We start from the raw sequence: 19,794 nt of genomic DNA, 5'->3' as shown, positions 1-19,794 counted from the left end.
CCCGCGTCGCCCGCGGAACAGACATGCGCGATGCCTGTGACCGGACCGCAAAGCCTTGAAGATTCTCGTGGCTCGCGGTGGGAGTGGGACTCCACTTAACTGTTCCTGGCCTTCGCCGGGATGGTCGCGAACGCTAGTTTAGCAGCCACGGGACGCCTTTTCGTACTTCGCCTCCGGCGCCTCGTCCCGCGCGCACCGGCACGCGTGCGCGACCGGACGAATCTTGCCGGCCGCTCTTAGCGCTTCGTCAAGCTTTTCACGGACTGAGGGCATATCCTCGCGGTCTGTGACACTCGCTTCATCACGGTCGGGGTCCCGTTCGGGACCCCGCGGACGGTCGCATTCCCGGTATCGCTGGGTGCCGGCGGCGGCCGGGTGGATCGTGGGCGTCATCGCCACGGTGTCGCTGGTGGCCAGCGTGTCGCCCGCGATCCGGTGGCTGATCAAGGTCCCGCGCGAGTTCATCAACGACTACCTGTTCAACTTCCCCGACACGAGCATCGCCTGGTCGTTCGTGCTGGCGTTGCTGGCCGGGGCCCTGACCGCCCGGAAACGGATCGCCTGGCTGGTGTTACTGGGCCAGATGATCATCGCCGCGGGGTTGAACGCCGCCGACATGGCCGCGGGCGACAACACCGCGGCCGAAACCTTCGGGGAAAACCTCGGGTTCGCGGTGCACATCGTCGCGATCGTCCTGCTGGTGCTGGCCTACCGGGAGTTCTGGGCGAAGGTCCGCAAGGGCGCCCTGGTCAAGGCGGCCGCGGTGCTGGTCGCCGGGGACGTGGTCGGAATCCTGTTGTCCTGGGGAATGGTGGAGTTGTGGCCGGGAACGCTGGCCCGCCCGGACCGCCTGCCCTACGTGGCCAACCGGGTCGTCGGGTTCGCCCTGGCCGACCCGGACCTGTTCACCGGCAAGCCGCACGTCTTCCTCAACGCGATCTTCGGCCTCTTCGGCGCATTGGCGCTGATCCTGGCGACCATCGTGCTCTTCCAGTCCCAGCGCGCGGAGAACGCGCTGACCGGTGAGGACGAGTCGGCCATCCGTGGGCTCCTCGAGCTGTACGGCAAGAACGACTCGCTCGGTTACTTCGCCACCCGCCGCGACAAGTCGGTGGTGTTCGCCCAGAGCGGTCGCGCCGCCATCACCTACCGCGTCGAAGTCGGGGTCTGCCTGGCCAGCGGCGACCCGATCGGCGACCCGCGGGCCTGGCCCCAGGCCATCGACGCCTGGCTGGGGTTGTGCCAGAGCTACGGCTGGGCGCCGGGCGTCATGGGGGCCAGCACGCAAGGGGCGCGGGTGTATCGGGAAGCCGGGCTCAACGCGCTCGAGCTGGGCGACGAGGCGATTCTGCGAACCGCCGACTTCCGCCTGTCCGGCCCCGACATGCGCGGGGTGCGCCAGGCCGTGACCCGGGCCCGCCGGGCCGGGCTGACCTTGCGCATCCGGCGGCACCGCGACATCTCGGCCGAGGAGATGGCCGAGACCATCGCCCGTGCGGACGCCTGGCGCGACACCCAGACCGAGCGCGGCTTCTCCATGGCGCTGGGCCGGCTCGGCGACCCGGCGGACGGCGATTGCCTGCTGGTCGAGGCGTTGGACCGCGACGGCGCGGTCGCGGCGATGCTGTCGCTGGTTCCGTGGGGAACCACCGGCGTCTCCCTGGATTTGATGCGCCGCTCCCCGCAGTCCCCCAACGGCACCATCGAGCTCATGGTCAGCGAGCTCGCCCTGACCGCCGAAACCCTTGGCATCAGCCGCATTTCACTGAACTTCGCGATGTTCCGCTCGGCGTTCGAACAGGGCGCCCAGCTGGGCGCCGGACCGGTCGCCCGGTTGTGGCGAGGGCTGTTGCTGTTCTTCTCGCGGTGGTGGCAGCTGGAGACGCTGTACCGCTCGAACATGAAGTACCAACCCGAATGGGTTCCGCGCTACGCCTGCTACGAGGACGCGCGCCTGATTCCCCGGGTCGGCGTCGCCTCGGTGATCGCGGAGGGCTTCCTGGTGCTGCCGTTCACCCGGCGCGACCGGGTGCACACCGGTCATCACCCCGCCGTGCCGTCCAGGCTGGTGGAGTCGGGCCTGCTGCACCACGACGGGTCGGCGCCGGACGTCAGCGAGTTGCAGCAGCGACGCGACGACGCGGAGCTGGAAGAGTCGAGGGCCCGCCTGCCCGAGCAGGTGCGGGTGCGCCTGGCCAAGCTGAAGATACTGCGGCGCAAGGGCATTGACGCCTACCCGGTGGGGTCTCCGCCCAGCCACACCGTCGCCCGCGCGCTGGAAGCCGACGACCAGGAACCAATCTCCGTGTCGGGCCGGATCCTGCGGATACGCGACTACGGCGGGGTGTTGTTCGCCCAGCTGCGGGACTGGTCGGGCGAATTGCAGGTGCTGCTGGACAATTCACGCCTGGAGCGTGGGCGCACCGCGGATTTCACCGCCGCGATCGACCTCGGCGACCTCATCGAGATGACCGGGCACATGGGGTTTTCCAAGAACGGAACCCGCTCGTTGATCGTGCGCGACTGGCGGATGATCGGTAAGTGCCTGCGACCGCTGCCGAACAAGTGGAACGGCCTCACCGACCCGGAGGCGCGGGTGCGGACCCGTTACGTCGACCTGGCGGTCAACCCGGAGTCGCGCGAGCTGATCACGGCGCGCAGCAGCGTCCTGCGCTCCGTGCGGGAAACGTTGTTCGCCAAGGGTTTCATCGAGGTCGAGACGCCGATCCTGCAGCAGATCCACGGCGGAGCCACCGCCCGGCCGTTCGTCACCCACATCAACACCTACGACATGGACCTGTTCCTGCGCATCGCGCCGGAGCTGTACCTCAAGCGGTTGTGCGTCGGCGGCGTCGAGCGGGTGTTCGAGCTGGGCCGGGCCTTCCGCAACGAGGGCGTCGACTTCAGCCACAACCCGGAGTTCACCCTGCTGGAGGCCTACCAAGCGCACGCCGACTACAAGGTCTGGATCGACGGCTGCCGGGAGCTCATCCAAAACGCGGCGGAGGCCGCCCACGGCGAGCAGAGCGTGCTGCGGCCTGGTGACGGCGCCGACGGCCGCCTGCAACCGGTCGACATCTCCGGCGACTGGCCGGTCAAGACCGTGCACGACGCGGTGTCCGAAGCCCTCGGGGAACACGTCGATCCGGACACCCCGTTGTCCGCCTTGCGCAAACTGGCCGACGCCGCGCACATTCCGTATCGGGCGCAGTGGGACGCCGGCGCCGTGGTGCTGGAGCTCTATGAGCACCTGGTCGAGGACCGGACCGAGCGGCCGACCTTCTACATCGACTTCCCCACCTCCGTCTCGCCGCTGACCCGGCCGCACCGCAGCCGGCGCGGCGTCGCCGAGCGGTGGGACCTGGTGGCGTGGGGAGTGGAGCTGGGAACCGCCTACAGCGAGCTGACCGATCCGGTGGAGCAGCGGCGCCGCCTGCAGGAGCAGTCGCTGCTGGCCGCCGGCGGGGACCCCGAGGCGATGGAGCTCGACGAGGACTTCCTGCAAGCCATGGAATACGCCATGCCGCCCACCGGCGGGATGGGCATGGGCATCGATCGGCTCGTCATGCTCATAACCGGCCGCAGCATCCGCGAGACCCTGCCGTTTCCGCTGGCCAAGCCGCACTAGCCGGCCGCGGGACGCGCGGCCGGTCGCATCGCGAACATTCGGTGAATATGTTCCAGGCCGGTTAACAATGGATCACAATGAATGCCGTGATTGCGCCGACGACCACAGCCATGACGCAGTTGCTGGCAAGTAGTCACACGTCGCTGATGCACGGGTGGGTGCCCACCACGATCCAGGTGGTGACCGCGGTGGTCCTGACGCTGGCCGTCGGCTGGCGGTCGCGTCGGTGGCGGACGGTGTGGTTGCCGGCCGCCGCGCTGGCGGGTGCCGCCGCCGCCTACCTGACGCACTGGTACATCGTCGACCGCGGCCTGTCCGAAGAACCCGCGCCGCCCGCGCTGTGGGTGTGGATCACCTTGACCGGCATGGCGGTCGCGGTCCTGATCCTGGGGTGGCGCGGCGCTCGCGGCTGGCGCCGCGGGGCCGGGCTGCTGGCCGTCCCGCTGTGCGCCCTGTGCGCCGCGCTGGTGCTCAACCTGTGGGTGGGCTACTTCCCCACCGTGCAGGCGGCGTGGAACCAGCTGACCTCCGGGCCCCTGCCGGATCAGACCGACCCCGCCACCGTCACCGCCATGGCCGCCAAACGGGCGCGGCCGCCGCACGGCAGCGTGGTTCCCGTCGTGATCCCTTCCGACGCATCGCATTTCAAACACCGCGGCGAGCTGGTTTACCTGCCGCCCGAATGGTTCACCAGCAGCCCGCCGCCGGCGCTGCCGACGGTGATGATGATCGGCGGCCAGTTCAACACCCCCGCCGACTGGACCCGGGCGGGCAACGCGGTCAAGACGATCGACGACTTCGCGGCCGCCCACGACGGCAAGGCGCCGGTGTTGGTGTTCGTCGACTCCGGCGGGGCCTTCAACAACGACACCGAATGCGTCAACGGCGTCCGCGGTAACGCCGCGGATCATCTGACCAAGGACGTGGTGCCCTACATGGTGTCCAAGTTCGGCGTCAGCCGCGATCGATCCCACTGGGGCATCGCCGGTTGGTCGATGGGCGGAACCTGCGCCGTGGACCTGACCGTCATGCACCCCGACATGTTCAGCGCGTTCGTCGACGTTGCCGGCGACTTCTACCCGAACGCCGGCAACAAGGCCCAGACCATCGCCCGGCTGTTCGGCGGAAACGCCGACGCGTGGGCGGCATTCGACCCGACCACGGTGATCGACCGGCACGGCCCCTACAGCGACGTCGCGGGCTGGTTCGCGATCTCCTCCGACAGCACGCCGGCGACACGCCGCGAGGTGGGCGGCACCGACATCGGGGCGGTCCGACTCGCCAGCCGGGAGGCGGCCGCCGATCCCGGTAACCAGACGGCGGCCGCCTATTCGCTGTGCGCGGTGGGGCGCGCCAACGGGATCGACTGCGCGGTGCTCGCGCAGCCCGGCAGGCACGATTGGCAGTTCGCGGACCAGGTCTTCGCCACAGCGCTGCCGTGGCTGGCGGGCCGGCTGGGCACGCCGGGAATTCCGCGGACGGCGTTGCCCGGCGCCGCCCCGCCCGCGCTCCCCACCCCGATCGTCGTACCGGCCGACCATTCCCCCGCCAGGCGGTAGGCGCGGGTGCCGTCCGTTGCGCCGATTCGGCGTGCGATCTTTGCGCGGCACTGCAATCCGTGGAGCGCCTGGACCCGCTGGGCGAGCACCCCGCTGATCCTGGTGCCCCCCTGGACGCGGCGCTGGAGCCACGCGGCGTGGATCGCGTTGTGGATGGCGGTCAACCCGTTCGTCTTCGGCAAGCCGGCGCACGAGCGGGCCTGGTCGACCCGGGCGATGCTGGGCGAGGAGATGTGGATCAGCCGCCGGCCACGGGACGCGGCCCTGGTGGTCAGCGCGCTGACGTCGGTGGCGGCGCTGGGGGCCGTCGTCGCCGCCGGGCGGCGTCGTGCGCTGCCCGCGGCGGCCGCCGTCGCGGTACAGATGGCGCTGACACTGGTGTACTGGGAACAGATGGTGCGGTATCGGGAACGGGAGCGGCGGGACCACGCCGGGGTTCAGTAGCGTAACGACCATGCCCGACGAACCGGAAACGCCCGGCAGCACCCCACCCGACCCCGGGTATGACAGCGGCGGCGTGCCGACCTTCGAGTCCGTGCGCGAGAAGATCGAGAATCGCTACGCGACGTCTCTGGGCGACGCGGAGCTGGACGCCGAGTCCCCCGAGGGCCGTTCCGTCGCCGAGCAATACGACGAGCGCGAGCGCGCCGCTGCCGAGCGGTTGGCCCAGATTCGCGCGTCGATGCGTCCGGACGAGGGCTAGGGAAGTCGCGCAGCGTCGGGGGGACGTCGATGAGTGAAACGCAGCCGAATTCGCGGATTGGGAGCCAGTTTGGGCCCTACCGGCTGCGGCGGCTGCTGGGCCGCGGCGGAATGGGCGAGGTCTACGAGGCCTACGACACCGTCAAGGATCGCGTGGTGGCGCTCAAGCTGGTGTCCGAACAGGTCAGCTCCGACGACGTCTTCCGCCGGCGCATGCAACGCGAAGCCCGGACCGCGGGCCGACTGCAGGAACCGCACATCGTGCCGATCCACGATTTCGGCGAGCTCGACGGTCAGGTGTTCATCGACATGCGCCTCATCGAGGGGCGTGACGTGGGCACCGTGCTGAGCCGATCTGGGCCGCTGCCACCCCCGCGCGCGGTCGCGATTGTCGAACAAGTCGCTTCCGCCCTGGACGCCGCGCACCGCGCCGGCGTCATTCACCGTGACATCAAACCCGAGAACATCCTGCTCACCGAGGGCGACTTCGCCTATCTGGTGGATTTCGGCATCGCCGCCGCGGCCACCGATCAGCGGCTGACCAAGACCGGCGCCGCCATCGGCAGCTGGAACTACATGGCCCCCGAGCGATTCGGCGACGACGACACCACCTACCGGGTCGACATCTACGCTCTGGCCTGCCTCCTTTTCGAATGCCTCACGGGCACAAGGCCTTTCCAGACCACCAGCCTGAGCGCGCTGATGGCTGCCCACCTGGTCGAACCCATCCCGCGCCCCAGCCAACGCAATCCCGCCGTCCCGGCGGCGTTCGACGACGTCATCGCGCGCGGCATGGCCAAAGACCCCGACGACCGCTACGTCACGGCGGGCGATCTGGCGAAAGCGGCCCTGCGCGCGCTGAGCACGCCCGACCAACGCCAGGCGACCGAATTGATCCAGCACAGCCAGCATTTCGCGCCGCCGGCGCGCGTGGAGCAGTTTCGGCCCGAGCCGGCACCGCCGCATCCGACGTGGTTCGCCGCTCCGCCCGTCGCGCCGTGGGCGCCCCCGGTGGTGCCGCCCAAGCGCAGGCTGGGGCTGGTCATCGGCGCTCTGGCGCTCGTCGTCGCGGTCATCGCGGGCACCGGGGTGTGGTTGGCCGTCGACAAGTCCGGGGCCACGCAGCCCGAGGGCCCCACCACCAGCACGACAATCGCGGCACCCACCTCGAGCGCAGTGACCACCAGCGCCGCCCCCACAGTGGCTCCCGCACAATTGAATTCGCTGCTGCTTACGGTCGACCAGATCAACGTCCTCGTCGGTACCACCGGCATCGTCGTCGACCACAACGTGACGGACATGACCGACCCCGGCCCCGGCAATACGCTGTCGGACGACAAGTGCCTCGGAGCGCTCATCGGTTTCCAAACCCGGACGTACAAGAGCAGCGGCTACACCGCGATGGTCGCCCAGCTGATGAAGAAGCCCCAGAGCAATCCGCCCTACGCCGTGGTCCAGGGTGCCGTGCTATTCGCGTCCGCCGACCAGGCCCGGGGGTTCGTGAAGGACCAATGGGCGCAATGGCGGGACTGCGGGGGGAAAACCGTGACCCAACCCGGCGACAAGGCCCCGTTCGAATGGACCTTCGGGCAGATCAGCGGCAATCCGCCCGATATCGCCCTGCAGCACACGCTGGCCAACAGCCCGGTGGTGTGCCAGCACGTCCTGTTGGCGGTGGCCAACGTCGTCCTCGACGTCAACGTCTGCGGACCCGGGATCATCAACGAAGCCAGGCTGATCGCCAACCAGATGGGGACGAGGATCCCCGGCTGACGACCGGTCAGGCGGTGACTTTGCGCCGCCGGTTGGATCGCTGCGGCGGGGTGGCGCGGCCGATGACCTCGGCGATGAACTTCCCGGTGTAGCTCTCCGGCACCGCGGCGATGTCCTCCGGAGTGCCCTCGGCGACCACGGTTCCGCCCTCGGCGCCACCCTCGGGCCCCATGTCGACGATCCAGTCCGACGTCTTGATGACGTCCAGGTTGTGCTCGATCACGATGACGGTGTTGCCCTTGTCGACCAGCCCGTTGATGACGCTCAGCAGCTTGCGGATGTCGTCGAAATGCAGGCCGGTGGTGGGCTCGTCGAGGATGTAGATGGTCCGCCCCGTCGAGCGCTTCTGCAACTCCGCGGCCAGCTTGACGCGCTGCGCCTCACCCCCGGACAGCGTCGGGGCGGGCTGGCCCAGCCGGACGTAGCCCAGGCCGACGTCGACGAGCGTGCGCAGGTACCGGTGAATGCCGGTGATCGGCTCGAAGAACCCCGCCGCCTCCTCGATCGACATGTCCAGCACTTCGGAGATGGTCTTGCCCTTGTAGTGCACCTCGAGGGTTTCGCGGTTGTAGCGCGCGCCGTGGCAGACCTCGCACGGCACGTACACGTCGGGCAGGAAGTTCATCTCGATCTTGATGGTGCCGTCACCCGTGCACGCCTCGCAGCGGCCGCCCTTGACGTTGAACGAGAACCGCCCCGGTTGGTAGCCACGGACTTTCGCCTCCGTGGTGGCAGCGAACAGGGTGCGGATCTTGTCGAACACGCCGGTGTAGGTGGCCGGGTTGGACCGCGGCGTGCGACCGATCGGCGACTGGTCCACCCGCACCAGCTTGTCCAGGTGGTCCAGACCCGTCACCCGGGTGTGCCGCCCCGGGACCAGCCGGGCCCCGTTGAGCCGGTTGGCCAGCACCGTGGCCAGGATGTCGTTGACCAGCGTCGACTTGCCGGAGCCGGACACACCGGTGACCGAGGTGAGCACACCGAGCGGGAACGAGACGTCGATGCCGCGCAGGTTGTGCTCGCGGGCGCCGACGACGGTGAGCTGGCGCTTGCGGTCTATCGCACGCCGGATCGCGGGCATCGCGATGGATTCCTTGCCCGACAGGAAGGCGCCGGTGATCGAGTCCTTGTTGGCCAGCAGCTCGCTGTAGGTTCCGCTGTGCACGATCTCGCCGCCGTGCTCACCGGCCCGCGGACCGATGTCGACGATCCAGTCGGCATGGGCGATGGTGTCCTCGTCGTGTTCGACGACGATCAGCGTGTTGCCCAAATCCCTTAGCCGCGTGAGGGTTTCGATGAGCCGACGGTTGTCGCGCTGGTGCAGCCCGATCGACGGCTCGTCGAGCACATAGAGCACACCCACCAGGCCGGACCCGATCTGGGTGGCCAGCCGGATGCGTTGTGCCTCACCGCCGGACAGCGTCGCCGCCGCGCGCGACAACGACAGGTAGTCCAGCCCCACGTCGAGCAGAAAGCCCAGCCGCGACTGGATTTCCTTGAGCACCTGCCCGGCGATCGCCTGCTCGCGGGGCCCCAGGGTGAGGGCGTTCAGGAAGTCCGAGCAGTCCGAGATCGACAGTTCCGACACCTCGGCGATGGACTTGGCGCCCCTGTCCCCGGCTGCCAGCGTCACGGCCAGGATCTCCGGCTTGAGCCGGGTCCCCTCGCACTCCGGGCAGGGCACGTCGCGCATGAAGCCCTCGTAGCGTTCCTTCATCTGCTCGGACTCGGTCTGGGCCATCTTGCGCTGCAGGAACGCCAGCACGCCCTCGAAATCGGCGTAGTACGAACGGGTTCGGCCATAGCGGTTGCGGTAGCGCACGTGCACCTGGTGGTCGGAGCCCTCGAGGATCGCCTTGCGCGCCTTGGCCGGCAGCTTGCGCCAGGGCGTGTCGACGTCGAAGCCCAGCTCGTCGCCGAGCCCGGCCATCATCCGGGTGAAGTACTCCGCGGTGTGGCCCGTCGACCATGGCGCCACCGCGCCCTCGGCCAGCGTGCGCTCGGGATCGGGCACCACCAGGTCGGGGTCGACCTCCTTGCGGATCCCCAGGCCGGTGCACTCGGGGCAGGCGCCGTAGGGCGAGTTGAACGAGAACGAGCGCGGCTCCAGGTCGTCGACCGCCAGCGCATGCCCGTTGGGGCAGGCCAGCTTCTCGGAGAACCGCTGCTCGCGGTTGTGGGCGTCGTGTTCGTGGTCGACGAACTCGAGCACCACGATCCCGTCGGCCAGATTCAGCGCGGTCTCCACCGAATCGGTGAGCCGCTGCTTGGCCGAGGCCTTGACGGTCAGGCGGTCCACCACCACCTCGATGTCGTGCTTCTCCTGCTTCTTCAGCTTGGGCGGGTCGGTCAGCGGGTGCACCACGCCGTCGACCCGCACCCGGCTGTAGCCCTGCGCGTTGAGCTTCTCGAACAGGTCGGCGAACTCGCCCTTGCGGGTGCGCACCACCGGGGCGAGGACCAGGAATCGGGTGCCTTCTGGCATGGCCAGCACCTGGTCGACGATTTGCTGGGGCGTCTGACGGGCGATCCGCTCACCACAGACGGGGCAGTGTGGCGTTCCGGCGCGCGCGTAGAGCAGCCGGAGGTAGTCGTACACCTCGGTGATGGTCCCGACGGTCGAGCGCGGGTTGCGGTTGGTCGACTTCTGGTCGATGGACACCGCCGGGGACAGGCCCTCGATGAAGTCGACATCCGGCTTGTCCATCTGGCCCAGGAACTGGCGGGCGTAGGCCGACAGCGACTCCACGTACCGGCGCTGCCCCTCGGCGAAAATCGTGTCGAACGCCAGCGACGATTTACCCGATCCCGACAGGCCGGTGAAGACGATCAGCGCGTCGCGCGGCAGGTCGAGGTCGACGCCCCGCAGGTTGTGTTCGCGGGCGCCCTTGACGATCAGGCGGTCAGCCACGCTGCCCTCTCTCAGTGGATCTTTTGCGTATTGCAGCCGTTGATGCGCACGGCGCATTCCATGCTATGTGCCCATACCGACAAGCAACGTTTGACCAGTAACGTGGCCGCTATGACCGCCTCAGACCAGTCCGCTGTCGAGCCGAGCGACGACTACACCGGACACGTCGACCCTGGCACCGCGGCCCGCCGGACCCTACCCGGCGCCACGATCCTAAAGGCATCGGTGGGCCCCATGGACAACAATGCGTATCTGGTGACGTGTTCCGCGACCGGAGAGAGCCTGCTGATCGACGCCGCCAACGACGCGGACACCCTCATCGGCCTGATCCGGCGGAACGCGCCCAAGCTGTCGCTGATCGTGACCAGCCATCAGCACTTCGACCACTGGCAGGCGCTCGAGGCCGTGGCCGCGGCCACCGGGGCGCCGACCGCCGCCAACGAGATCGACGCCGAGCCGCTGCCGGTCAAACCGGACCGTTTGCTGGCGCACGGTGACACCGTCCAGATCGGCGAGCTGCGTTTCGACGTCATCCACCTGCGCGGACACACTCCCGGATCGATCGCTCTCGCGCTCGACGGCCCGGCGACGGGCGGGGTCACCCAGCTGTTCACCGGCGACTGCCTGTTCCCTGGCGGCGTCGGGAAGACGTGGCAGAAGGGCGATTTCACCCGGCTACTCGATGACGTCACCACCCGGGTGTTCGACGTGTACGACGACGCCACGGTCATCTATCCCGGCCACGGCGACGACACGGTTCTCGGCGCCGAACGCCCCCACCTGGGCGAATGGCGCGAGCGAGGCTGGTAAGCGGGTCCGTGGCGATCGCGAGCGCGGCGTAGCCGGGCGACGTCGGGTCGCCACCAAGAAAGCCGTGGCGATCGCGAGCGCGGCGTAGCCGGGCGACGTCGGGTCGCCACCAAGAAAGCCGTGGCGATCGCGAGCGCGGCGTAGCCGGGCGACGTCGGGTCGCCACCAAGAAAGCTAGGACGTGGTGTGGACGATCAGCACGTCGACCTTGGCCCGGCGCGACACGTTGGCCGGCACCGATCCCAGCAGCCGGCCGGCGATCGTGCTCAGTCCGACGTTCCCGACGACCAGCAGGTCGGCCTTCTCGTCCTCGGCCAGCTTGACCAGCGCGTCGACCGGAGCGCCCTCGATCGGGCGCTCCTCGACGTTCTTGGCCCCGGCCTTGTGCGCGCGCTCCTTGGCGTCCTGCAGGATCGCGTAAATGGGCGCGGTGCCGGACACCTTGTAACTCTCGTCCCGCAGCACGTCGGCGGCCCGGGTGTCCTCGTGCTGGGGCAGGTACGCCGAGGCGACGATCAGCTTGGCGTCCTGCCCGGCGATCTGCGCCGCCCTGTCTACCGCGCGCATTGACGAGTCCGAGCCGTCGGTTCCCACCACCACAGTCCGATAGGCGCCCATCTACCCTCCCAGTTTCGGTTGGTCAGCCAACCCAAGACAGTATCGCGTTTGCCCGTTGTAGAGGGAACAGATTAGCGACACCGCGTGGCGCGGCGTGTCCACAATTTGCGGGCCAGCGCTGCGCCAACCGACAATATCGCCGGTGACAAAACATTCAAACGCCCGGACCCGAGGCGGAAAGCGTTGCATAACGCCGCTTTTCGCGGAATGCGGACGCCGGGCGGTGAATTGGCCCGGGCCATTTGTGACGCGGCTCCCGGATTCAGCTTTACAGTGACAAGCATCATGTCCATGCCCACCGTCGAGCAGCCCGTCGCGGCCCAGATCGAGCAGCCCGCGCCCGCCCGTTCGCCCGGCAGGTTGCTCGATCCGTGGGCGATCGCCGCGTTCGCGGCGGTTGTCAGCGGCGCCTGGGCCTGTCGGCCCTCCCTGTGGTTCGACGAGGGCGCGACCATATCGGCCGCGGCGAGCCGCACTCTGGCGGAGCTGTGGCGACTGCTGGGCCACATCGACGCCGTGCACGGCCTGTACTACCTGCTGATGCACGGGTGGTTCGCGGTATTTCCGCCGACCGAATTCTGGTCACGGGCGCCCAGCGCCCTGGCGGTGGGCGCCGCCGCCGCGGGTGTCACGGTCTTCACCAGGCAGTTCTCGACGCGGCCGGTCGCGGTGTGCGCGGGTGTCATGTTCGCCATCCTGCCGCGCACCACCTGGGCCGGTATGGAGGCGCGTCCGTACGCCTTCGCGGCCGCCGCGGCGGCCTGGCTCACGGTGTTGCTGGTCTCCGCCGTCCGGCGCAACAGGCCGCGACTGTGGGCTTGCTATGCGCTGGCGTTGATGCTCTCGATCCTGCTGAATCTGAATATGGTGCTGTTGGTGCCGGTTTACGCCGTAATGGTGCCGCTGTTGGCGCCCCCGAAAGCGCGGAAATCGCCGGTGATTCGGTGGGCGGTCAGTTCTGCCGTCGCGGTCGCCGCCATGACGCCGTTCATGGTGTTCGCGCACGCCCAGGTGTGGCAGGTCAACTGGATTTACCCGGTCAGCTGGCATTACGCGTTCGACATCATCCTGCGCCAGTATTTCGATCACAGCGTTCCGTTCGCCATTGTTTCCGCCGTGCTCATCGTGGCGGCGGTCGCCGCCCGGCTGGCCGGCGTCCGGCCCCCGGCCGGCGACGTGCGTCGGCTGTTGATCGTCTGCGCGGCGTGGCTCGTCATCCCCACCGCGCTCGTGGTCATCTACTCGGCGGTCAACGAACCGATCTACTACCCGCGCTACCTGATCTTCACCGCGCCCGCGATGGCCGTCGTGCTGGCCGTCTGCATCGCCACCGTCGCCCGCAAACCGTGGCCCATCGCCGGTGTGGTGCTGGTCTGCGCCGTCGCCGCCGTGCCGAACTACCTGTTCATCCAGCGCTGGCCGTACGCCAAGGAGGGCTGGGACTACAGCCAGGTCGCCGATCTGATCAGCTCCCACGCGGCGCCGGGTGACTGTCTGATGGTGGACAACACCGTGCCGTGGCGGCCCGGTCCGATCCGCGCCCTGCTGGCCACCCGGCCCGCGGCCTTCCGGTCACTGATCGACGTCGAGCGGGGGGCGTACGGGCCAAAGGTGGGCGCGCTGTGGGACGGCCACGTTGCCGTGTGGCTGACGACGGCCAAAATCAACAAATGTCCGGCGATCTGGACCATTACCAATAAAGAAACATCGCTGCCCGACCATCAAGTCGGACGGTCATTGCCGCCGGGACCGGCATTCGGGCGCGCCCCGGCCTATCGATTCCCGAGTTACCTCGGGTTCCGCATTGTCGAACGTTGGCAGTTCCATTACTCGCAGGTGGTGAAGTCGACGCGCTGATTCGCGCTTTGCCGGCGGCTTGAACCACCATTTGTCGGGCAGTGGCTAGCCGACCGGCTGCACCTGGCGGACGCCGCGGGTCGCGCCGTAGGCCACCGCCACCCCGGCGGCGCAGAGCGCGGTGAACACCGTGAACAGCCAGTGCGCCGCCATCCCGTCGCCGCCCTTGGCGGTGTTGACCACCACCCCGGCCAGACCGGCGGCGATCGCCGCGGAGATCAGCTGGACGGTGTTGATCGCCGCCGAGGCGGCCCCGCCTTCGGCCGGGTCGTCGACCGAGGCCATCGCGCGCGCCGACAGATGCGGCCAGGCCATCCCGATCCCGGTCCCCGCCACCAGCAGCGCCACCGCCCACAGCGTGGCCGTCCACGGCGAGGTGTCCCCGCGGCGGGCGACCGCGGCCAGGGCCAGGCCGGAGGCGGCGACGATCGGGGCCGCCACGATCACCCGCCCGATCGTGCGGGGGTTCTCCAACGACGCGCTGAGGATTTCGCTGACCGTCCAGCCGAGCGCGAGCGCCGCGCCCAGGAACCCGGCCGCGATCGGGGTCAGATGCGCCAACCGCTGCCCGAACAACGGCACGTAGGTGTTGACCATGGCGGCGCCCATCAGCACGCCCATCGTCAGGTAGATCCACTTCAGGGGCCCGGGGCGGAACACGCTCGGCGGCAGGATCGCGGCGTGCATCCGCCAGTCGACGAGCACGAACAGCACCACCAGCGCGATGCCGGCGGCGAGCAGGGCGAACGTCGCCAGGGTGTTGCGCGGAATCTGGGCGACGCTGACCGCGAGCGCGGCAGCGCCGATCAGCAGCAGCGACCGCACCGGCACCTTCATCGGCGAGGTGGCCGTGCGGGGCGTGGCGCCGGCCAGCGCCACCGGCACCAGCATGGCCATCAGGCCGGTCAGCACCGCCATCGCCACGAAGGCCCACCGCCACAGGCCGAGCTGGGCGAACAGGCCGCCCGTCGTGGGGCCGACCACCGTGGCCACGCCCCACATCGCCGACACCAGCCCCGATCCCCGCGTCCACAGCTCCTGCGGCAGAGCCGAATTGATGACCGCATAGCCGAGGCCGGCCAACAGTCCCCCTGCGACGCCCTGCAGGGCGCGCCCAGCTATCAACACCTGCATGGTCGGCGCGGCCGCGCAAACCAGGCTGGAGACACCGAACACGGCGAGCCCGGTCAGGTACGACGACCGTGCCCCGGCGCGCAGCAGCATCGGATTGACCATCGCCGCCGCCACCACCGACCCGACCAGGTACAGGGTCGTCACCCAGGCGTAGAGCCGGCTGCCGCCGATTTCGGCGATGGTGTTGGGCAACAAGCTGGTGGTCAGGAACTCGTTGGTGGCGTACAGCGCCACCCCGCCGGCCAGCAGGATGGAGGTCCTCAGATACCTCGGCCCCAGCAGCTCGTTCCAGCCGCCGGTGACGGTCACGGTGTCGGTCACCCTTCTACCGTATGGGGCGTCTTCGGGGTGCCAATCCGAGATGTGCTGCCAGCAAACTCATTTCAGGCCGGCCGCGTCCATCCCCCGCAGTTCCTTCTTCAGGTCGGCGATCTCGTCGCGGAAGCGCGCGGCCAGCTCGAACTGCAAGTCACGCGCGGCCGCCATCATCTGCTCGGTCAGGTCCTTGATCAGGTCGGCCAGTTCGGCGCGCGGCATGCTGGTCGTGTCGCGGCCCTCGAAGACGCCGGCGCTGACGGCGCGGCCCGGCTCGCCCTGGGCTCGCCGGCCCCGGGAGGAGTTGCGCCCGGACCCGCCGACTCCCACCGTTTCCGTATCGTCCGCCTCGCGATAGACCTGATCGAGGATGTCGGCGATCTTCTTGCGCAGCGGCTGGGGGTCGATGCCGTGGGCCTCGTTGTAGGCGATCTGCTTGGCCCGCCGCCGTTCCGTCTCGTCGATCGCCTCCTTCATCGAGTCGGTGATCGAGTCGGCGTACATGTGCACTTCGCCGGACACGTTGCGGGCGGCACGGCCGATGGTCTGGATCAGGCTGCGCGACGACCGCAGGAAACCCTCCTTGTCGGCGTCCAGGATCGCCACCAGCGACACCTCCGGAAGGTCCAGACCCTCGCGCAGCAGGTTGATGCCGACGAGCACGTCGTACTCGCCCAGGCGCAGCTGGCGGAGCAGTTCCACGCGGCGCAGCGTGTCGACCTCCGAGTGCAGGTAGCGCACCCGGATGCCCATCTCCAGCAGGTAGTCGGTGAGGTCCTCGGCCATCTTCTTGGTCAGCGTCGTGACCAGCACCCGCTCGTCGGCGTCGGTGCGCTTGCGGATCTCGCCGATCAGGTCGTCGATCTGCCCCTTGGTCGGCTTGACCACGACTTTCGGGTCCACCAGGCCGGTCGGCCGGATCACCTGCTCGACGAACTCTCCGCCGGCCTGGCTGAGTTCGTAGGGGCCCGGGGTGGCCGACAGGTACACCGTCTGGCCGATCCGGTCGGCGAACTCCTCCCAGGTGAGCGGGCGGTTGTCGCACGCCGACGGTAGCCGGAACCCGTATTCGACCAGGTTGCGCTTGCGGGACATGTCACCCTCGTACATGCCGCCGATCTGCGGCACCGTGACGTGGGACTCGTCGATGACGAGCAGGAAGTCCTCGGGGAAGTAGTCGAGCAGGGTGGCCGGCGGTGAGCCCGGGCCACGGCCGTCGATGTGGCGCGAATAGTTCTCGATGCCGGAGCAGAAGCCGACCTGGCGCATCATCTCGATGTCGTAGTTGGTGCGCATCCGCAGCCGCTGCGCCTCCAGCAGCTTGCCCTGGCCCTCCAGCTCGGCCAACCGCTCCGCCAGCTCCTCCTCGATGGTCGAGATGGCGTGGGCCATCCGCTCCGGACCGGCGACGTAGTGCGTGGCGGGGAAGATGCGCAGCGAGTCGACCTGGCGGATCACGTCGCCGGTGAGCGGGTGCAGGTAGTACAGCGCCTCGATCTCGTCGCCGAAGAACTCGATGCGCACCGCCAGCTCTTCGTAGGACGGGATGATCTCGACCGTGTCGCCGCGCACCCGGAACGAGCCGCGGGTGAACGACAGGTCGTTGCGGGTGTACTGCACGTCGACCAGCAGCCGTAGCAGCGCGTCGCGGGGCACCTCGGTGCCCACGCCGAGTTCCACGGAGCGGTCCAGATAGGACTGCGGCGTGCCCAGGCCGTAGATGCACGACACCGAGGCCACCACGACCACGTCGCGCCGCGAGAGCAGCGACGACGTCGCGGAGTGCCGCAGCCGCTCCACGTCGTCATTGATCGAGCTGTCCTTTTCGATGTAGGTGTCGGTCTGCGCGATGTACGCCTCCGGCTGGTAGTAGTCGTAGTACGACACGAAGTACTCGACAGCGTTGTGCGGCAACATCTCTCGGAGTTCGTTGGCCAGCTGTGCGGCCAGCGTCTTGTTCGGCGCCATGACCAGCGTGGGCCGCTGCAGCCGCTCGATGAGCCAGGCGGTGGTGGCCGACTTTCCCGTGCCGGTGGCGCCGAGCAGCACCACGTCGCGCTCCCCCGCCCTGATGCGCCGTTCCAGCTCGTCGATGGCGGCCGGCTGGTCGCCGGCGGGCTGGTGCGGGCTGACCACCTCGAAGCGGCCGCCGACGCGCACGACCTCGTCGACCGCGCGGTATTCCGAATGTGCGACTACCGGATGTTCCGTGGCGAAAGCCATGCACCCAGGGTAGAACCGCGCACCGACAAGTGTCGGGCGCTGGTCGGTGCAGCCACATCGACACCGTGGGAGCACGACCGGTCGGTCGGTGAACGTGATAGCGCGGGCGATATCAAATTCGCGAGTCACCTATTGGTGCGGACACCGCTGTCGCCGCGGCCGGCGACGCCCGCCGCACCCTATCCCCCGGGTCGCGTCCAGGTCCGGGTGACGGGATCGCACTGCAGCAGATAGCCGTCGTTCGAGGTGGTCATGGCGAACACCGAGGTGCCCGGCCGGTCGCAGGAGCTGCCGGAGGCGTGCACGCCCATCGTGATCGGGGCCTTGGCCCAGCTGCTGCCCTCGCAGACGATCTGCTCGCTGTTGGTGGGGTCGTATGCCAGCTTGTCGACGTCGCCGCAGACCGCGCCGAGGACGGGCGGCCCCGGTGCCGCTGCCGCCGTCGACGCGCTGACGGCCTGGGCGGGATCGCCCAGGTGCAACCCGGCCGGCACGTCGCCGACCCGGGTGGCCACCACGGGCACCCGCACCACCGCACCCTGCGCGCCGCACTCGTTGCTGAGCACGGTCTCGGTCACGGTGCCGCGCAGGCTGCCGTCGGCCTGGGGCGCCAGCGACCAGGCCAGGGTCTCCTGCTGCGTGGCCTGGGCCTGCCCGTGGGGCGGGGTGCAGCCCAGCCGGTCCTGCTGCGGGGCGCCCTGCCAGTAGCCGCCGACGAAGCGCAAGGTGTCCGTCTGCCCGGCGGCCGTCTGATGGGTGGCGTTGTCCAGCCGTGCTGCGGTGGCCGCACACCCGTTGGTGGTGCACACCGAACGGAACGCCCACCACCCGGTGGCGGGGCCGTCGTGGCGGATCGCGACGCCGTTGGTGGTGCGCTTGCTCTGGTCGTAGTCGAGTTGGTAGGTCCCGTTGAGCACCGGTCCGCCGGAGCCGGCCGGCGCGGCGCTGGGCGCGGCGACGGACGGTTTGGACGCGAGCGCGGGGTTGCCCGGCGGCGTGTCCGGCTCGAACGAGTACAGCACCGACCAGGTGGCCGCCACGGCGATGAGCATCGCGCACACCAACCCGACCGCCCACCGCGTCCGCGACGAGAACCGGTGGTTCATCGCCGCGACGACGCCGCGCCGCGACACCATCGACGCGGCGTCGGGCCGGGCGTGCGGGCCGGCTGCGGCGACGGCGTCGAACGGCTCACTGACGGCGGCGGCGAACCCGCGACACCGCTCGAACCTGTCCTCGGGTTCTTTGGCCAGGGCCTTGCCGAACACCTCATCGAGGTGGACCAGCTCCGGGCGGTATTCGCTGAGCCGGGGCGGCTCCTCGTGCAGGTGCTGGCTGATCACCGCGATCGGATTCGAATGCTGAAACGGCGGCGCACCGGTGAGCAGGTGGAAAGCCGTTGCGGCCAAAGCGTATTGGTCCGCGCGCCCGTCGATGTTGGATCCCGTCAACTGTTCGGGCGCGGCATAGGCCACCGTCCCCACCGCCACGTTGGTCTCGGTGATCCCGCTGATGTCACCGAGGTGGCGTGCGACGCCGAAGTCCGCCAACAGGATTCGTCGTTCCCCGTCGTCGGGATGGGTGAGCAGGATGTTGGCCGGTTTGACGTCGCGGTGCAACAGCCCGCGGTCGTGGGCGTAGTCGAGGGCGCCCGCAACGGCGTGGACGATGGCGCACACCTCATCGATCGGCATCCCGTCCGGGTAGCGCTCTTTCACCAGCCGCGAGGCGTCGGTGCCCTCGACGTAGTCCATGGAAATCCAGAGGTGGCCGTTGAACTCGCCGCGGTCGTGCACGCCGACGATGTGGGGATGCCACAGCGTCGCGGCGAGATCGGCCTCGCGGTTGAATCTTTCACGAAACTCGGGATCGGCCGTGACCGCCTCGGCCAAGACCTTGATGACGTCGCGGCGCGGCAACCGCGGATGCAGTGCCAGATACACCTCGGCCATGCCCCCGGCGCCCAGCTGTCGCAAGATCGTGTACCCCGCGAACGGCGCCCCGCTGTCGACCGACAGGCGGGCAGCGTCGACGTCGCCGGACCGCGCGCTCGGGGCGGAACTGACCGGCGGGATGCGACGGAACAGGTGGGAGAGGGTTACCGCGGGCACCGAGTGAAATCCCGCGCTCAGCGCCGCGCGGGCCTGACGCGGGTTGCTCAACAGCCGGCGCCCGGCACCGATGCGGCGGGTGGTCCCGTTGTCCTCGTTCATCTGTCGCCTCCCCCCTCGTTTCTTCCCCGTCTTTTCACAACCTGGCCCGGC

General features: G+C 69.1%; 12 protein-coding genes. 7 read left to right on the top strand and 5 right to left on the bottom strand.

Annotation, left to right across the window (positions count from 1 at the left end):
• Window positions 1–271: 271 nt before the first annotated feature.
• The 5 genes from lysX to G6N37_RS05560 all read left to right on the top strand — a co-directional run bounded on the left by lysX (window position 272) and on the right by G6N37_RS05560 (window position 7,662).
• On the top strand, window positions 272–3,628 hold the full coding sequence (gene lysX, locus G6N37_RS05580; RefSeq protein ID WP_372514652.1) for a bifunctional lysylphosphatidylglycerol synthetase/lysine--tRNA ligase LysX: 3,357 nt from the start codon (window positions 272–274) through the stop codon (window positions 3,626–3,628).
• Between the two features lie 77 nt (window positions 3,629–3,705).
• The gene (locus G6N37_RS05575; protein ID WP_179961880.1) at window positions 3,706–5,187 is read left to right on the top strand and encodes an alpha/beta hydrolase; all 1,482 of its coding nucleotides are present in this window, start codon (window positions 3,706–3,708) and stop codon (window positions 5,185–5,187) included.
• A 6-nt stretch (window positions 5,188–5,193) separates the two neighbouring features.
• Complete coding sequence (locus G6N37_RS05570; RefSeq protein ID WP_276066066.1) at window positions 5,194–5,631, top strand: DUF6653 family protein; 438 nt, start codon at window positions 5,194–5,196, stop codon at window positions 5,629–5,631.
• Between the two features lie 10 nt (window positions 5,632–5,641).
• A complete protein-coding gene (locus G6N37_RS05565) occupies window positions 5,642–5,890 on the top strand; it encodes a PspA/IM30 family protein (RefSeq protein WP_163677037.1) in 249 nt (82 codons plus the stop codon).
• Between the two features lie 29 nt (window positions 5,891–5,919).
• Window positions 5,920–7,662 (top strand): serine/threonine-protein kinase PknH/PknJ, encoded by a 1,743-nt coding sequence (locus G6N37_RS05560; protein WP_163677035.1) that lies wholly within the window; start codon window positions 5,920–5,922, stop codon window positions 7,660–7,662.
• A 7-nt stretch (window positions 7,663–7,669) separates the two neighbouring features.
• Here G6N37_RS05560 and uvrA read toward each other — a convergent pair whose 3' ends face one another.
• Window positions 7,670–10,573 carry an excinuclease ABC subunit UvrA gene (uvrA, locus tag G6N37_RS05555; RefSeq protein ID WP_163677033.1) on the bottom strand — a complete coding sequence of 968 codons (2,904 nt, stop codon included), beginning with the start codon at window positions 10,571–10,573 and terminating at the stop codon, window positions 7,670–7,672.
• Between the two features lie 111 nt (window positions 10,574–10,684).
• On the opposite strand from uvrA, the gene G6N37_RS05550 reads away from it, so the two are divergent.
• Window positions 10,685–11,383 carry an MBL fold metallo-hydrolase gene (locus G6N37_RS05550; RefSeq protein WP_179961879.1) on the top strand — a complete coding sequence of 233 codons (699 nt, stop codon included), beginning with the start codon at window positions 10,685–10,687 and terminating at the stop codon, window positions 11,381–11,383.
• A 174-nt stretch (window positions 11,384–11,557) separates the two neighbouring features.
• Here G6N37_RS05550 and G6N37_RS05545 read toward each other — a convergent pair whose 3' ends face one another.
• Window positions 11,558–12,001 carry a universal stress protein gene (locus G6N37_RS05545; RefSeq protein WP_083171936.1) on the bottom strand — a complete coding sequence of 148 codons (444 nt, stop codon included), beginning with the start codon at window positions 11,999–12,001 and terminating at the stop codon, window positions 11,558–11,560.
• Between the two features lie 285 nt (window positions 12,002–12,286).
• Between G6N37_RS05545 and G6N37_RS05540 the strand changes: the two genes are divergently transcribed.
• The gene (locus G6N37_RS05540; RefSeq protein ID WP_163677031.1) at window positions 12,287–13,858 is read left to right on the top strand and encodes a mannosyltransferase; all 1,572 of its coding nucleotides are present in this window, start codon (window positions 12,287–12,289) and stop codon (window positions 13,856–13,858) included.
• Window positions 13,859–13,903: 45 nt separating this feature from the next.
• Here G6N37_RS05540 and G6N37_RS05535 read toward each other — a convergent pair whose 3' ends face one another.
• The 3 genes from G6N37_RS05535 to G6N37_RS05525 form a co-directional block, all read right to left on the bottom strand.
• Window positions 13,904–15,313: an MFS transporter gene (locus G6N37_RS05535; protein ID WP_163677029.1), complete on the bottom strand. Its 1,410-nt coding sequence runs from the start codon at window positions 15,311–15,313 to the stop codon at window positions 13,904–13,906.
• 57 nt (window positions 15,314–15,370) lie between these two features.
• A complete protein-coding gene (uvrB, locus tag G6N37_RS05530; RefSeq protein ID WP_179961878.1) occupies window positions 15,371–17,530 on the bottom strand; it encodes an excinuclease ABC subunit UvrB in 2,160 nt (719 codons plus the stop codon).
• Window positions 17,531–17,709: 179 nt separating this feature from the next.
• Entirely contained in the window at window positions 17,710–19,743 is a 2,034-nt protein-coding gene (locus tag G6N37_RS05525; RefSeq protein ID WP_163677027.1) for a serine/threonine-protein kinase, read from the bottom strand.
• Between the last annotated feature and the right edge of the window lie 51 nt (window positions 19,744–19,794).

Origin of the sequence: Mycobacterium seoulense (genome assembly GCF_010731595.1) — a bacterium.
GTDB classification, from domain to species: Bacteria; Actinomycetota; Actinomycetes; order Mycobacteriales; family Mycobacteriaceae; genus Mycobacterium; species Mycobacterium seoulense.
The sequence above is the reverse complement of the archived record's forward strand: the minus strand, read 5'-3'. Positions and strand labels throughout refer to the sequence as shown.

Bases quoted from the DNA above. Each gene is read 5' to 3' on its own strand.
- G6N37_RS05575 (WP_179961880.1), top strand. From the start codon at position 3,706: ATGAATGCCGTGATTGCGCCGACGACCACAGCCATGACGCAGTTGCTG.
- G6N37_RS05565 (WP_163677037.1), top strand. From the start codon at position 5,642: ATGCCCGACGAACCGGAAACGCCCGGCAGCACCCCACCCGACCCCGGG.
- G6N37_RS05560 (WP_163677035.1), top strand. From the start codon at position 5,920: ATGAGTGAAACGCAGCCGAATTCGCGGATTGGGAGCCAGTTTGGGCCC.
- G6N37_RS05550 (WP_179961879.1), top strand. From the start codon at position 10,685: ATGACCGCCTCAGACCAGTCCGCTGTCGAGCCGAGCGACGACTACACC.
- G6N37_RS05545 (WP_083171936.1), bottom strand. From the start codon at position 12,001: ATGGGCGCCTATCGGACTGTGGTGGTGGGAACCGACGGCTCGGACTCG.
- G6N37_RS05540 (WP_163677031.1), top strand. From the start codon at position 12,287: ATGTCCATGCCCACCGTCGAGCAGCCCGTCGCGGCCCAGATCGAGCAG.
- uvrB (WP_179961878.1), bottom strand. From the start codon at position 17,530: ATGGCTTTCGCCACGGAACATCCGGTAGTCGCACATTCGGAATACCGC.
- G6N37_RS05525 (WP_163677027.1), bottom strand. From the start codon at position 19,743: ATGAACGAGGACAACGGGACCACCCGCCGCATCGGTGCCGGGCGCCGG.